Source organism: Mycobacteriales bacterium (assembly GCA_040902655.1).
Classification (GTDB): domain Bacteria; phylum Actinomycetota; class Actinomycetes; order Mycobacteriales; family SCTD01; genus SCTD01.
The window spans coordinates 51,522-65,636 of the sequence record JBBDWV010000017.1 but is presented as its reverse complement, the minus strand read 5'-3'; the positions used below and the strand labels follow the sequence as shown (position 1 = coordinate 65,636).

The window sequence follows — 14,115 nt, the reverse complement described above, 5'->3', positions numbered from 1 at the left end:
CGCCGTCGAGCGGACGTCGCTGAGACAGTTAGAGCGCGGCCTCGTCGCCGAGCAGGGCGTCGGCGAAAGCCTCGGGCTCGAACGGCGCCAGGTCGTCCGGTCCCTCCCCGAGGCCGATGAGCTTGACCGGGATGCCCAGCTCGCGCTGCACGGCCACGACGATGCCGCCCTTGGCGGTGCCGTCGAGCTTGGTGAGCACGATGCCGGTGACGGCGACGGCCTCCGTGAACACGCGGGCCTGCACGACGCCGTTCTGGCCCGTGGTGGCATCCAGGACCAGCAGCGTCTCGTCGACCGGGCCGTGCTTCTCGATCACCCGCTTGACCTTGCCGAGCTCGTCCATGAGCCCGGACTTGGTGTGCAGGCGGCCCGCGGTGTCGATGAGGACGGTGTCGACCCCGTCGGCCTTGCCCTTGGCGACCGCCTCGAAGGCGACGCTGGCCGGGTCGCCCCCCTCGGCGCCGCGCACGGTGGCTGCACCCACCCGCTCGCCCCAGGTCTGCAGCTGGTCGGCGGCGGCGGCGCGGAAGGTGTCGGCGGCGCCCAGCACGACCGACCGGCCGTCGGCGACCAGCACGCGGGCGAGCTTGCCGCAGGTGGTCGTCTTGCCGGTGCCGTTGACGCCGACGACGAGCACCACCGCGGGGGTGCCGTCCTCGTGCGGCAGCGTCTTCAGGCTGCGGTCGGCGTCGGCGCCGATCGCGGTCACCAGCTCCTCGCGCAACAGCGGCCGGAGGTCGGAGATGGTGCATACGCCGTCGACCCGCACCCGGGTGCGGAGCCGGCCGACGAGCTCGGTGGTCGCCGCGACGCCCATGTCGGCGCCCAGCAGGGTGTCCTCGACCTCCTCCCAGGTGTCCTCGTCGAGGTTGTCGCGGGACAGCAGGGCGAACAGCCCGCGGCCCAGCGTCGTCTGCGAGCGCGCCAGCCGCGACCGCAGTCGCGTCAGGCGGCCCGCTGTCGGCTCGGGCACGTCGAGGACCGGGCGGACCGCGGCCGTGTCGGCAGGCAGGACCAGCACGTCCTCCGGCAGGTCGACGACGTCGACGGTGCGCTTCGGCGTGTCCCGCGGCACCTCGGCGTCGTCGCCGGTGCCGGGCGGGTAGTCGACACCGGCGCGGGGCGGCGGCGGGACCTGCCTGCCCCGGCCGCCCTTGTTGCTCACGAACGCGACGACGGCGACAACGGTCAGGACCAGGACGACGGCCAGCAGGCCGAGCAGCTCGATCACGTGGACGTGTCTACCCCAGCTGCACCTGTCCTTGCGTCCTGCTGGCCCAGCGGCGCACCTGTCCCCTCAGCAGGACGCAAGGGGTGGGGGGCTGTCCCTTGCGTCCTGCTGCCCCAGCGGCACACTTGTCCCCTCAGCAGGACGCAAGGGGGGTAGGCGGCGCTAGGCGGGCTCGCGTTCGCGCAGCCGCTGGCTGACCACGGCCGAGATGCCGTCGCCGCGCATGGTCACGCCGTAGAGCGCGTCGGCGATCTCCATCGTCCGCTTCTGGTGCGTGATGACGATCAGCTGGGAGGCCTCGCGCAGACCCTCGAGCAGCTGCAGCAGCCGGCCCAGGTTGCGATCGTCCAGCGCCGCCTCGACCTCGTCCAGCACATAGAAGGGCGAGGGGCGGGCGCGGAAGATGGCCACCAGCAGGGCGATGGCGGTCAGCGACCGCTCGCCGCCGGACAGCAGCGACAGCCGGCTGACCTTCTTGCCCGCCGGGCGGGCGAGCACCTCGATGCCGGTGGTCAGCAGGTCGTCGGGGTCGGTGAGCACCAGCTTGCCCTCCCCGCCCGGGAACAGCGTCGCGAAGACGTGCACGAACTCGCGCGCGGTGTCCTCGAAGGCGCTACGGAAGACGTCGTGGATGCGCTCATCGACGTCGCGCACGATCCCGAGCAGGTCGCGCCGGGTGGCCGCGAGGTCCTCGAGCTGGGTGGTCAGAAAGGCCGATCGCTCCTCGAGCGCGGCGTACTCCTCGAGTGCAAGTGGGTTCACCTTCCCGAGCAGGGCCAGCGCGCGTTCGGCCGTCGCCGCCCGCTTCTCCTGCTCTCCCCGGTCGTACGCGGCGGGCTCGGCGTCCTCGTCGGGCGTGCCCGCCTCGGCCACGACCGGGACGGGCACGGCCGGGCCGTACTCGGACAGCAGCTGCTCGAGCGGGACGCCCCACTCCGACACCGCCCTGTCCTCGAGCTGTTCGATCCGCAGCCGCTGCTCGGCGCGGGCCACCTCGTCGCGGTGCACGACATCGGTGAGCCGCTCCAGGTCGGCCGCCAGCTCGCGGGTGCGGGCGCGCAGGGCGAGCAGCTCGCCCTCGGTCACCGAGCGCGCCGCTGCCGCCTCCTCCCGCTCGGCCGCCGCCGTGGCGAGCGAGCGGGCGAGCAGGCGCAGCGCCTCCTGGGCGCCTCGGACGACCTCGGCGGCGACCACCGCGCCGCGCGAGCGGGAGGCCCGCAGGGCGACCAGCCGCTCACGGGCGGTCCGCTCGGCCCGGGCCGTGCGCTCGAGCGACTCGGCCCGGCCGGTCAGCGACCGGGCCCGCTCCTCGCCGGTACGGACAGCCAGCCGCGCCTCGACCTCGGCCGCTCTGGCGGCGGTGGCGGCCTGCGCCAGCCGGTCGCGCAGGTCAGTCGAGGGCTCCCGCTCGGCCGGGGCGCTCTCGGCGGCGGCGAGCCGCTCCTCGAGCTCGGCCAGGCCGGACAGGTCCTGATCGCGGGCCTGCTCCGCACGCACCCGGGCCTGCTCCAGCCGGCCGGCCTCGGCCTCGGCGGCCCGCACCGCGGAGGCGAGCAGCCCGAGCTGCTCGGCCAGCGCGGCCATGGCCGCGTCCGAGGCGTTGAGCGCCTCGAGCGCGTTCTCCACCTCCACGGTCGCGGCCTCGACGTCGGCGCGGGCGGACTGGACCTCGAAGCGCAGCCGCTCCTGGCGCCGCTGCGCCTGGTCGTGCGCGGCCGCGGCCTCGTCGACCGCGGCCTGCACCTCGAGCAACGACGGCGCCGTGGCCGAGCCGCCGACCGCCCAGTGCGCGCCGAGCAGGTCGCCCTCGGCGGTGACGGCGCAGACGTCGGGGTGCCGTTCGACCAGCTCCGCAGCCGAGGCCAGCGAATCCACGACGGCGACCCACCTCAGCGCCCGAGCCAGCGCCGGCCTCAGCGGCTCGGGCGCCTCCACCAGGTCGATCACCCACCGGGCGCCCGCCGGCAGCGCCGGCTGACCCTCGGACCGCGGCATGTCCCGGTCGGAGGACCCGCCGCCCACGAGCAGCCCGGCACGGCCGCCGTCCTCGGCCCTCAGCCGCTGCAAGGCTTCCGCGGCGTCGGCCGGAGAGGCGACGGCCACGGCGTCGGCGACCGCGCCGAGCGCAGCCGCGACGGCCTGCTCGAAGCCCGCGTGGACGGAGACCAACCCCGCGACGCTGCCGAGCACACCCGGCAGGCCGGCCTCCAGCAGCGCTCCGGAGCCGTCCTTGCGGGCCAGCGACAGCGACAGCGCGTCGCGGCGGGCCGCCCAGGTGCTGCGCTCGCGCTCCGCCTCGCGCTCCTGGGCCTGCAGCGCGCCCAGTCGCTCCTGCGCCTCGGCCAGGGCCCGTGCGGCGTTCTCGTGCCGCTCGTCCAGGTCGACCTCACCCTCGTCGAGCCCGCCGGCCTGGACCTGCAGCGCCGTGAGGTCGGCCTGTGCCCGCTCGACCCGGGCATGCGCCTCGTCGAGGGCGGCGGCCAGCCGGCCCAGCTCGGCCTCGGCGGCAGCGGCCCGCGAGCGCAGCGCGCCGACCTGCCCGGTCAGCCGGGCCAGCCCCTCGCGCCGGTCGGCGACCGCACGCACCGCGGCGACGAGCGCCTTCTCCTCGGCGGCCAGTGCCGCCTCGGCGTCGGTACGCCGGGTGACGGCGTCCTTCAACCGGTCGGCGTCGGCGGCCAGCTGGACCGCCAGCGCCGCCTCCTGCTCGCGCACGCCGGCGGCGTCCTGCTCGACCTGCTCGGGGTCGCGGCCAGGCCGGGTCTCCTCCGGCAGGGCGGCGGCCAGGTGCCGGTGCCGCTCCGCCGCGAGCGTCGCCGTCCCCCGCAGCCGCTCCTCGAGTGCCGAGAGCCGGTACCAGGTCTCCTGCGCGCGGGACAGCGCCGCGGCCTGCGGAGCCGCGGCCGCCTCCAGCGCCGCCTCGCGCTCCTGAGCGTCGACGAGCTCCTGGTCCACCAGGGCTCGCCGCTCGCGGACGGCCGTCTCGTCGCGGACCTCGGCGTCCAGGGCGGTACGCAGCGCCAGCAGGTCGTCGGCCAGCAGCCGGAGCCGGGCGTCGCGCAGGTCGGCCTGCACCTGCGCGGCGCGGCGGGCGACCTCCGCCTGTCTGCCGAGCGGCTTGAGCTGGCGGCGCAGCTCGACGGTGAGGTCCTGCAGGCGCGTGAGGTTCGCCGACATCGCCTCGAGCTTGCGGAGCGCCTTCTCCTTGCGCTTGCGGTGCTTCAGGACGCCGGCGGCCTCCTCGATGAAGCCGCGGCGGTCCTCGGGCCGGGCGGACAGCACCGCGTCGAGCTGGCCCTGCCCGACGACGACGTGCAGCTCGCGGCCGATACCGCTGTCGCTCATCAGCTCCTGGATGTCGACGAGCCGGCACCTGGTGCCGTTGATGGCGTACTCCGAGGCGCCGTCCCGGAACATCAGCCGGGTGACGCTGACCTCGGCGTACTCGATCGGCAGCGCGCCGTCGGTGTTGTCGATCGTGAGGGTCACCTCGGCGCGGCCCAGCGGCGGCCGCCCGGGAGTGCCGGCGAAGATGACGTCCTCCATCTTGCCGCCACGCAACGCCTTGGCGCCCTGCTCGCCGAGCACCCAGGCGATGGCATCGACGACGTTGCTCTTGCCCGAGCCGTTCGGGCCCACCACGCAGGTGATGCCGGGCTCGAAGCGCAGCGTCGTCGGGGAGGCGAAGGACTTGAAGCCCTTCAGCGTGAGGCTCTTGAGGTGCACGCAGCCGCTCTCGTCAGGTCCCGGGGCGCTGTCACCCCCATGGCCGGGGGCGAGCCTACCGGCGGTCGCGTCGTCCGGGACGCCGGGACAGCGCGGAGGGCGCCCCCTGTGCGGGAAGCGCCCTGTCGAGCTGCGGTTCTGGGCCGGACGGCGGTTCTGGGCCGGACGGCGGTTCTGGCTAGGTGAGGGCCGGCTCGTCCACGGTCAGCAGGCGGATGTCGTCCTCGACGTGCACCGACGCCATCAGCGCGTCGTTGGCGGCGGTCAGCCGGGAGAGCTCGGTCTCGAGCTCGCGTACGCGGGTCCGCAGGCGGCGGACCTCGTCGACGAGACGAGCGTCGGCACCGCCGACATGACCGAACAGGGCCTTGGCCATCAGAAGGAATCCTCCAGGTCGAGGTAGCAGCGGCTCACTCGGCAGACGGCCAGAGGAGCGGGAAGTCCAGAATGCCAGCGCCGGCCCTCAGGGTCAAGAGCCAGGTCACGATCAGGTCACGAACCGCTACTGTTCGACGAAGCCCGCGTTCTGTCCGCGGGCCCTCCCCCACTGCTCGGCCACGAAGGTGACCCGACCGGGGGCGCCGGCGCCGCGCAGCAGGACCAGCAGCTCCCGCACCGCTGGTTCGGGCCCCTCTGCCACGACCTGGACCCGCCCGTCCGCCAGGTTGGTGGCGCTGCCCCGCAGACCCAGCTCCAGCGCCCGGGTGCGGGTCCACCAGCGAAAGCCCACGCCCTGCACCCGCCCCTGGACGAAGGCGGTCAGCCGGACCTCGGCGCCGGACGGCGGTAACGGGCGGGTCACGGCGACCGCCTCGGTCGCGGCTGGCAGCGCGGGCAGCGGAACGACGACCGGTTCATGAAGGGCTCCCGCCGAATCGGCGAACCACAGCGCGCACACGGCTCGCCCCCGCGGCCGTAGGCGTTCAGCGAGTGCTCGAACAGCCCGCTCACCCCCTCGGCCGAGACGTAGAGCGCATCGAAGCTGGTGCCTCCGGCCGCCACCGCTTCCCGCAGCACGTCCCGGGCGTGCGCCAGCACCTGCCGCACCGCCGGCCGGGTCAACCGGTCCGTCGGCCGCTCGCCGTGCAGCTCTGCCCGCCAGAGCGTCTCGTCGGCGTAGATGTTGCCGATACCGCTGACCAGCGTCTGGTCCAGCAGCGCACGCTTGAGCCCGGTGCGGCGCCGTCGTACGGCCGCCACGACGGCGTCGTCGTCGAACAGCGGGTCGAGCGGGTCGCGGGCGATGTGCGCCAGCACCGGCGGCACCGGATCGCCGCCGGGGACGACGAGCAGCCCCCCGAAGGTGCGCTGGTCGACGAAGCGCAGCTCGCGGCCGGCGGGTGCGTGGCTGTCGGCGAAGAGCAGCTCGCGGCCGGCGGGCACGTGGCTGTCGGCGAAGCGCACCCGTACGTGCAGGTGCTTCTGCACCGGGCTGTCGGCCGGCACCACCAGCAGCTGGCCGCTCATCCCGAGGTGGCCGGTCAGCGCATCACCGGAGTCCAGCGGCAGCCAGAGGTACTTCCCGCGCCGCTCGGCGGACAGCACCGTTCGACCGGCCAGGCGGGCGGTGAAGTCGGCGCCTCCGGCGGTGTGCCGGCGGACCGCCCGCGGGTGGGTGACCGTGACGTCGGCGACCGTCCGCCCGGCGACCCCGCGCTGCAGGCCGAGCCGGACGGTCTCGACCTCGGGCAGCTCAGGCACCGACCGGCGGACCCGTCTGCAGCGCGAGGAAGGCAGCCTCCGCAGCCTGCTGCTCGGCCTCCTTCTTGCTGCGGCCCGCGCCGCTGCCGTGCACCCGGCCGCCCAGGACAACGTCGGCGGTGAAGCTCTTGGCATGGTCGGGGCCGCTCTCGGCGATGCGGTAGTCGGGCACGCCCAGGCCGCGGGTGGCGGTCAGCTCCTGCAGGGCGGTCTTCCAGTCCAGCGCGGCGCCGTCCTCGGACGCCGCGCGCATCAGCGGGTCGAACAGCCCGCGGACCATGGTGGTCGCCGGCCCGACCCCCCGGTCGAGGTAGACCGCACCGATGAGCGCCTCCATCGTGTCGGCCAGGATCGAGTTCTTGTCCCGCCCCCCCGTCACGTCCTCGCCCCGGCCCAGGCGCAGCCAGCGGCCGAGTTGGAGCGTACGGGCGACGTCGGCCAGGGCGCGGGTGTTCACGACGCTGGCCCGCAGCTTGGCCAGCGAGCCCTCCGGCAGGTCCGGATGGGTGGCGTAGAGCGCATCGGTGACGATCAGCCCGAGCACGGCGTCACCGAGGAACTCGAGCCGCTCGTTGGTGGGCAACCCGCCGTGCTCGTAGGCATAGGAGCGGTGGGTCAGCGCGCGCTCGAGCAGGGGCCGGTCGATGCCGGTCCCGAGCCGCGCCTCGAGAAGGGTGTACGCCGGCGGCGGCTCACCGCTCACGGCGACGGCACACCCGCCGCCCCGGCGCGGGAGCACCGGGCGCTGGGCACACTCACAACCTGGCCACCGCATAGTCGACGGCCTCACCGACCGTCGTGAGGGCGTCGAGGTCCTCGTCCTCGATGTGGAAGCCGGCGCGGGCCCGTGGCGCCAGCTCCTCCTCGACGATCTCGACGATCTCGACGAGCGCGAGCGAGTCGGCCTCGAGGTCCTCCCGGAAGCGGGTCGCCCGGTCGACGGAGGCGGGGTCCCGCTCCAGCACGGTGGCCACGGCGGCCTGGATGACGGCCAGCACCTCGTCGGGGGTCATGTCGCCACCTCCTGGGCGGCGGCCGCCCGGCTGCGGTCGAGCAGGTCCGCCAGCGCCGCTGCGATGGCCGGCACCAGCCCTGCCCGGCAGGCCTGCGCGGCGGTACGGACGCAGCTGGCCACCCCCTGCGGAGTGCTGGCGCCGTGACCGACGACGACGACCCCGCCGACACCGAGCAGCACGGCGCCGCCCAGCCCTTCGGGCGACATGTGGGCGGTCGCCTCCGACAGTGCCGGCAGCAGCAGCTGCGCTGCCTGCGCGCGCTCCGGGGTGGAGGTCAGCGCCTCGTGCAGCACCTCGGTGAGCATCGCGGCGGCACCCTCGAGCCCCTTGGCGAGCACGTTGCCGGTGAAGCCGTCCGTCACCACCACGTCCGCCCGGCCACCGTAGGGGACGTCCCGGCCCTCGACGTTGCCGATGAAGTCCAGCGGGAGCGCGGCCAGGGCGTCGTACGCCGCCTTGCGAAGCTCGTCGCCCTTGCCCGCCTCCTCGCCGATCGACAGGAGCCCGACCCGGGGCGCGGTGATGCCGAGCCGGACCGTGGCGAAGGCGGCGCCCGCCAGCGCGAACTGCGCCAGCAGCTCCGGTGTCGCCTCGGTGGTGGCGCCGGCGTCGAGAAAGACCAGCGGCCCCGCCTTGGCCGGCACGACGGCGGCCAGCGGTGGCCGGCTCACCCCGCGCAGCCGGCCCAGGGTGAACATGCCGGCCGCGAGCGCGGCACCGGTGGAGCCGACGCTCACCAGGGCGTCCGCCTTGCCGTCGCGGACCAGCCGGGCGGCGACGCGGACGGTCGCGTCGCGCTTGGTACGGATCGCGCGGGCCGGGTCCTCGTCCATCCCGACGACCTGGCTGGCGGCGACGAGCCGGCAGCGACCGGTCGTGTCCCGCCCGGCGAGCAGCCGCTGGGCGACCTCGGGCGGGCCGACCAGGAGGGCCTCGACGTCCGGCTCGTGCGCGAGGGCGAGCAGGGCGCCCTCGACCACCGACTCGGGCGCGTGGTCGCCGCCGAGCAGGTCGAGCGCGACACGGATCAACGCGGGAGGTGCTAGACCGCGACGACGGTGCGCTTGTCGTAGCGACCGCACTCCGGGCACACCGTGTGCGGCAGCGTGACGTGGCCGCGGTCGCACGTGGTCAGCTGCGGAGCAGTGGTCTTCCACTGCGCGCGGCGCGAGCGGGTGTTGCTGCGCGACATCTTGCGCTTCGGGACGGCCATCTGCTCACTTCTCCTGGGTGTAGGTCGTGCGGGTCAGGCCTTGCAGGGCTGCCCACCGGGGGTCCGGTGCGTCGTGCGCGTGGTCCGCCGGCAGATCGTCGAGCCGCTCGCCGCACTCGACGCACAGCCCGGCACAGTCCTGCCGGCACAACGGTGTGAGTGGCAGTGCGAGCACCACCGCGTCACGCAGCACGGGCTCGAGGTCGAGCAGGTCGCCCTCCATCCGTGCCAGATCCTCGTCGTCGTCGGCGTCGCTCTCCGGATAGGCGAACAGCTCCTGCAGCTCGACGGCCAGCGTGTCGCTGACCGGCTCCAGGCACCGTCCGCACTCCCCGGCCAGCGGCGCCGTCGCCGTGCCGCTCACCAGCACCCCCTCCATGACCGACTCGAGCCTGAGGTCCAGGTCGAGCCGGGCACCGGCGGGGACACCGATGAGGTCGACCCCGAGGCTCTCGGGCGCGGGAGCGGGGAACCGCACCTCGCGCATCGATCCCGGCCGCCGGCCCAGCTCGCGGGTGTCCACGACGAGGGGTGAGCGGGGATCGAGGCGGTGCTGCGACTTCCTGTTCTCGGGCACGACAACCTTCGGGGTCGAAAGAAGACCGTTCACGAGCCTAGCGGACGCCAGAGCGGGGGCTCGACCGGGCGACGTTGCGTCCTGCTGACAGGACAAGCTGCGGGCGTGGGCTGCAGGACGCAAGAGGCAGAGGCAGGAGGGCAGAGGCAGGAGGGCAGAGGCAGGAGGGCAGAGGCAGGAGGGCAGAGGCAGGAGGGCAGAGGCAAGGAGGTGGGAGGGGTCAGTCGCGCAGGTCGTCGAGCTCGCTGTGGCCGGCCAGCCGGGACCGCCCCCGCTGGACTGCCTGCAGCGTCCGGGTCAGCACGACCTCCATGTTGGCCAGCTTGCCGTCGACGTAGTCCTCGACCTCAGCCTGCATCGCCGCGGCCTGCGCGCGGGCCTGCGCGAGCAGCCGATCGGCCTCGGCCTGTGCCTCCCGGTGCACGCTGGTCCGCTCGACCAGCCGGACCCGCTCCGTCTGCGCCTCGGTCAACAGCCGCTCGACCTCCCGGCGGCCCTGCTCCACGACGTCGTCACGGTTCCCCAGCAGCGCCTGCGCCTCGCCCAACGCGGCGTGGAACCCGGAGCGCAGCTGCGCCAGCAGCTCCAGCAGCTCACCGCGGTGGACGACCGCGGAGGCCGAGACCGGCAGCGTCCGCGCCTGCTCGACGAGCCGCACGACCTGGTCCAGGACCCGCTCGACATCGGCCGTCGCACCCCTGCTGCCGGGCTCGTCGGCGGGCGTCAGGAGGAGTCCGCCAGCCGGTCGGACAGGGAGGTCAGCACCCGCTCGGGCACCAGCCCCGAGACGTCCCCGCCGTAGGTCGCGACCTCCTTGACCAGGGAGCTGGACAGGAAGGAGTAGAGCGGGTTGGTGGTCATGAACATCGTCTCGATGCCGGCCAGGCCGTGGTTCATCTGCGCCATCTGCAGCTCGTAGTCGAAGTCGCTGATCGCCCGCAGCCCCTTGACGATCACGGGGATGTCGCGGGCCCGGCAGTAGTCGACGAGCAGGCCGTGAAAGCTGTCCACCTTGACGTTGCCGTAGCCGGCGGTGACGTCGGCCAGCAGCGCCATCCGCTCCTCGACGCTGTACAGCGAGGATTTCTTCTTGTTCACCAGGACCGCGACGGTGACCTCGTCGTAGATCTTGGAGGCGCGTTCGACGATATCGAGGTGGCCGAGGGTCACCGGGTCGAAGGAACCGGGGCAGACGGCCCGTCTCATGGCCTGATCACGGGGTCGACGCTAGCAGCGCGTACCAGAGCGTCGCCTCGCCGTACCTCCTCGACCGCACCGGCTCGTACGCGGCCGGCCAGGCCAGCTCCGGCCCGCGGGTGCGGCGTTCGACGGCCACCACGGCGTCCGCGGCCAGCCACGGCACGAGCGCATCGAGAACCGGAACCGCCTCGACGTCGTACGGCGGGTCCAGCAGCGCGAGGTCGTAGCGGGGCTCGGCGTCGACGGCCAGGAAGCGCTCCACCGGCTGCGGCACGACGTACGCGCCCTGGAAACCGAGCAGCTCGGCGTTGGCCCGCAACGCGGCCACCGCGTCGGGGTCGTTCTCCACCAGGGTGGCGCTGCCGGCGCCGCGGGACAGCGCCTCCAGCCCGAGCGCGCCCGAGCCGGCGTAGAGGTCGAGCACCCGGGCCTGCTCGAGGTCGAGCAGGCTCTGCAGGCTGCTGAACAGCCCCTCGCGGGCCCGATCGGAGGTGGGCCGGGTCGTGCCGCCCGGCGGGACCTGCAGCCGGCGGCCCCGGGCGTGGCCGGCGATGACGCGCGTCATGCCGACAGTCTGCCGGTCACTCCCTCAGGCCTTGTCGAGGAAGTCGGCCCGTTCCTCGTCCAGCACGTCCACGACGGCCTGGCGCAGTCCCGGGTGCCGCTCGAGCATGGGGTCCTCGTCCACGAGCCGGACCGCCTCGGCACGGGCCTCGAGGATGACCTCCTCGTGGTCGGCCAGGCGGAGCATCCGCAGCGACGACCGGCCGCCGGACTGGCTGGCACCGAGGACGTCGCCCTCGCGGCGGTGCTGCAGGTCGACGCGGGACAGCGCGAAGCCGTCGCCAGTCGCCGCGACCGCGTCGAGCCGCGCCCGTGAGGGCGATCCGGCTTCGGCATCGGTCACCAGCAGGCAGAGCGCGGCCTGCTCGCCGCGGCCGACCCGCCCACGCAGCTGGTGCAGCTGGCTGACGCCGAAACGCTCGGCGTCGAGCACGACCATGACGGTCGCGTTGGGCACGTCCACGCCCACCTCGATGACGGTCGTGGCGACCAGCACGTCGACGGCGCCGCGGGTGAAGCGCTGCATGACCGCGTCCTTGTCTTCCGGCGTCATCCTGCCGTGCAGCACCTCGACCCGCAGCCCGTGGAGGGGGCCGTGGACCAGCATCAGGTGCGCGTCGAGGACGGCGACCGCCGGCCGTCGTCCATCGGACGCCGGCTCCTCCGGCTCGTCGCCTCCGATGCGCGGGCAGACGACGAAGGCCTGCCTGCCCTCGGCGACGTGCTCACGGACCCGCTGCCAGGCGGTCTCGAGCCAGCCGGGCCGCTCCCCCACCGGCACGACGGCGCTGGTGGTCGGCGGCCGACCGGCCGGCAGCTCGCTCAGCGTGGAGACCTCCAGGTCGCCGTAGACCGTCATCGCGATGGTGCGGGGGATCGGGGTGGCCGTCATCACCAGCACGTGCGGCGGCGAGGTGCCCTTGGCGCGCAGCGCGTCACGCTGCTCGACACCGAAGCGGTGTTGCTCGTCGACGACCACGAGGCCGAGGTCGGCGAACTCCACGCCCTCGCTCAGCAGCGCGTGGGTGCCCACGACGATCCCCGCCTCACCGGAGGCCGCCTCCGCGAGGGCGGTACGGCGGGCCGCTGCGCCCTGCGAGCCCGTCAGCAGCGCCACCCGGGTGGCGCGGTCGGCCGCACCGAGCTCGCCGGCCTGCGCGAGCGGGCCGAGCATCGAGCGTAGGGAACGCAGATGTTGCTGGGCGAGCACCTCGGTCGGGGCGAGCAGGGCGGCCTGCCCACCGCTGTCGACGACCTGCAGCATCGCCCGCAGCGCGACGACCGTCTTGCCGGAGCCCACCTCTCCCTGGAGCAGGCGGTACATCGGTGAACTCCCGGCCAACTCCTCGGCCAGGGCGTGGCCCACCTCGAGCTGGCCGGCCGTGAGGCTGAAGGGCAGCATCGCGTCGAAGGCCTCGCCCAGGCCGGCCGGACGCCCGGGTCGGGGCGTGCCCGCCAGCCCGCGGGTCATGGCGCGGCGCTGGGCCAGCACCACCTGCAGGACGAACGCCTCGTCCCACGTCAGCCGCGCCCGGGACTGCTCGACCTCCTGACGGCTGGAGGGCCGGTGGATGCCCCGCAGCGCCTCCTCCAGGCCCATCAGCCCGTGCCGGACACGCAGCTCCGGGCTCAGCGGGTCCGGCCCGAGGTCGACCATCGCCAGCGCCAGCTCGACGCTGCGCGCGATGGTGTGGCTGGGTGCCTTGGCCGCCGCCGGGTAGATCGGGACGAGCGATCCGGCGAACTCCGCCTGCAGCACGCCGGCCTCGTCGTCGACCAGCTGGAACTCCGGGTTCGCCAGCTGCACGCGGCCGTGGAACGTCTCGACCTTGCCCGCGAAGTACGCCCGCAGGCCGGGCCGCAGGTCCTTGGCCACCCAGGGCCGGTTGAACAGGGCCAGCGTCATGCGGGCGCCGCCGTCGTCCCGGATCGTCACGTCGGTCTTGTGCAGCGGCCGGCGACCGCTGCCCCGGCCGCTCACCGTGCGGCCGGCAACGCTCTGCACCTCCGCGAAGACGGTGGCGTGCTCACCCACGACCAGCTCGGCGAACGGGGTCAGCGCCCCCCGCTCGACGTACCGCCGCGGGTAGTGCCGCAGCAGGTCGCCGACGGTGTGCAGATCGAGGTGCTCGGTGAGCTGCTTGGCGGTCCTGTCCCCCACCGCTGCCGACAGCTTGGCACCCAGCGCGACCACGGCCTCCCGCCCTACTCGACGCTCAGCAGCAGCGGGTGGTGCGGCTGCCCACCGGTGTAGGACACCACCTCGACCGCGGGGTGCGCCTTCTCCACCACCTCGCAGAGCCGCTCGGCGGCGCCGGCCGCCGCCTGCTCGCCGGTGACGACGGTGACCAGCTCGCCGCCGCCGAGCAGCATCCGGCGCAGCAGCTCCTCGCCGACCTGCTCGACGTCGTGTCCGATGAGCACGACGTCGCCCTCGAGCAGCCCGAGCACGTCACCGGGCCGGCAGATGCCCGCCATGGTCGCCGCCTCGCGCACCGCCGTCGTGACCTCGGCCCAGCGGGTCGAGCCGGCCGCCTCGGCCATCGAGGCCACGTCGTCGGCGAACGGCCGGCTCGGGTCGGCCACGGCGAGCGCGGCCAGGCCCTGCAGCGGCGAGCGGGTGGGGACCACGGCGACCGAGCAGCCCTCGTCGCGGGACATGGCCGCGGCCGCGGCGGCGATGCCGGTGCTGTCGGCGTCGTTGGGCAGCAGCACGACCTCGGCGGTCCCGGCCCGCCGGACCGCCTCGGCCACGTCGGCCGTCGAGGGGCCGTCGGCGGGTCCGCCCAGCACCACCTCGGCCCCAGCCTGCCGGAACAGCGCGGCCAGACCCTCACCGGGGACGACGGCCACCACGGAGCGGCCGGGCCGCCCCCCCCCCCCCCCC

General features: G+C 74.5%; 15 protein-coding genes. All 15 read right to left on the bottom strand.

The window, feature by feature from the left end; translation table 11 throughout:
• Positions 1–28: 28 nt before the first annotated feature.
• Positions 29–1,231, bottom strand: coding sequence for a signal recognition particle-docking protein FtsY (ftsY, locus tag WD794_05095; GenBank protein ID MEX2289687.1), 1,203 nt, complete (start codon positions 1,229–1,231; stop codon positions 29–31).
• Between the two features lie 162 nt (positions 1,232–1,393).
• Positions 1,394–4,957: a chromosome segregation protein SMC gene (gene smc, locus WD794_05090; GenBank protein MEX2289686.1), complete on the bottom strand. Its 3,564-nt coding sequence runs from the start codon at positions 4,955–4,957 to the stop codon at positions 1,394–1,396.
• Positions 4,958–5,135: 178 nt separating this feature from the next.
• Positions 5,136–5,333, bottom strand: a complete 198-nt coding sequence (locus tag WD794_05085) for a hypothetical protein (protein ID MEX2289685.1) — start codon at positions 5,331–5,333, stop codon at positions 5,136–5,138.
• Between the two features lie 126 nt (positions 5,334–5,459).
• Positions 5,460–5,759 (bottom strand): acylphosphatase, encoded by a 300-nt coding sequence (locus WD794_05080; GenBank protein MEX2289684.1) that lies wholly within the window; start codon positions 5,757–5,759, stop codon positions 5,460–5,462.
• The gene (gene mutM / locus WD794_05075) at positions 5,756–6,658 is read right to left on the bottom strand and encodes a bifunctional DNA-formamidopyrimidine glycosylase/DNA-(apurinic or apyrimidinic site) lyase (protein ID MEX2289683.1); all 903 of its coding nucleotides are present in this window, start codon (positions 6,656–6,658) and stop codon (positions 5,756–5,758) included. The genes WD794_05080 and mutM overlap by 4 nt, the downstream gene beginning before the upstream one ends.
• Positions 6,651–7,361 carry a ribonuclease III gene (gene rnc, locus WD794_05070; GenBank protein MEX2289682.1) on the bottom strand — a complete coding sequence of 237 codons (711 nt, stop codon included), beginning with the start codon at positions 7,359–7,361 and terminating at the stop codon, positions 6,651–6,653. The genes mutM and rnc overlap by 8 nt, the downstream gene beginning before the upstream one ends.
• Before the next feature lie 52 nt (positions 7,362–7,413).
• Positions 7,414–7,671 (bottom strand): phosphopantetheine-binding protein, encoded by a 258-nt coding sequence (locus tag WD794_05065; GenBank protein MEX2289681.1) that lies wholly within the window; start codon positions 7,669–7,671, stop codon positions 7,414–7,416.
• Positions 7,668–8,705, bottom strand: a complete 1,038-nt coding sequence (gene plsX, locus WD794_05060; GenBank protein ID MEX2289680.1) for a phosphate acyltransferase PlsX — start codon at positions 8,703–8,705, stop codon at positions 7,668–7,670. Before plsX ends, WD794_05065 begins: the two co-directional genes overlap by 4 nt.
• A gap of 11 nt (positions 8,706–8,716) precedes the next feature.
• Positions 8,717–8,887 (bottom strand): 50S ribosomal protein L32, encoded by a 171-nt coding sequence (rpmF, locus tag WD794_05055; GenBank protein ID MEX2289679.1) that lies wholly within the window; start codon positions 8,885–8,887, stop codon positions 8,717–8,719.
• A 4-nt stretch (positions 8,888–8,891) separates the two neighbouring features.
• Complete coding sequence (locus WD794_05050) at positions 8,892–9,464, bottom strand: YceD family protein (protein ID MEX2289678.1); 573 nt, start codon at positions 9,462–9,464, stop codon at positions 8,892–8,894.
• Positions 9,465–9,684: 220 nt separating this feature from the next.
• Complete coding sequence (locus WD794_05045; protein MEX2289677.1) at positions 9,685–10,122, bottom strand: hypothetical protein; 438 nt, start codon at positions 10,120–10,122, stop codon at positions 9,685–9,687.
• A 65-nt stretch (positions 10,123–10,187) separates the two neighbouring features.
• Positions 10,188–10,670, bottom strand: a complete 483-nt coding sequence (coaD, locus tag WD794_05040) for a pantetheine-phosphate adenylyltransferase (GenBank protein ID MEX2289676.1) — start codon at positions 10,668–10,670, stop codon at positions 10,188–10,190.
• 7 nt (positions 10,671–10,677) lie between these two features.
• The gene (rsmD, locus tag WD794_05035) at positions 10,678–11,229 is read right to left on the bottom strand and encodes a 16S rRNA (guanine(966)-N(2))-methyltransferase RsmD (protein MEX2289675.1); all 552 of its coding nucleotides are present in this window, start codon (positions 11,227–11,229) and stop codon (positions 10,678–10,680) included.
• A gap of 24 nt (positions 11,230–11,253) precedes the next feature.
• Entirely contained in the window at positions 11,254–13,422 is a 2,169-nt protein-coding gene (gene recG, locus WD794_05030; protein MEX2289674.1) for an ATP-dependent DNA helicase RecG, read from the bottom strand.
• A gap of 11 nt (positions 13,423–13,433) precedes the next feature.
• Positions 13,434–14,115, bottom strand: a 682-nt coding sequence (locus WD794_05025) for a dihydroxyacetone kinase (GenBank protein MEX2289673.1), incomplete at its 5' end; no start/stop codon positions are given.

Bases quoted from the DNA above. Each gene is read 5' to 3' on its own strand.
- rsmD (MEX2289675.1), bottom strand. From the start codon at position 11,229: ATGACGCGCGTCATCGCCGGCCACGCCCGGGGCCGCCGGCTGCAGGTC.
- coaD (MEX2289676.1), bottom strand. From the start codon at position 10,670: ATGAGACGGGCCGTCTGCCCCGGTTCCTTCGACCCGGTGACCCTCGGC.
- WD794_05065 (MEX2289681.1), bottom strand. From the start codon at position 7,671: ATGACCCCCGACGAGGTGCTGGCCGTCATCCAGGCCGCCGTGGCCACC.
- rpmF (MEX2289679.1), bottom strand. From the start codon at position 8,887: ATGGCCGTCCCGAAGCGCAAGATGTCGCGCAGCAACACCCGCTCGCGC.
- WD794_05085 (MEX2289685.1), bottom strand. From the start codon at position 5,333: ATGGCCAAGGCCCTGTTCGGTCATGTCGGCGGTGCCGACGCTCGTCTC.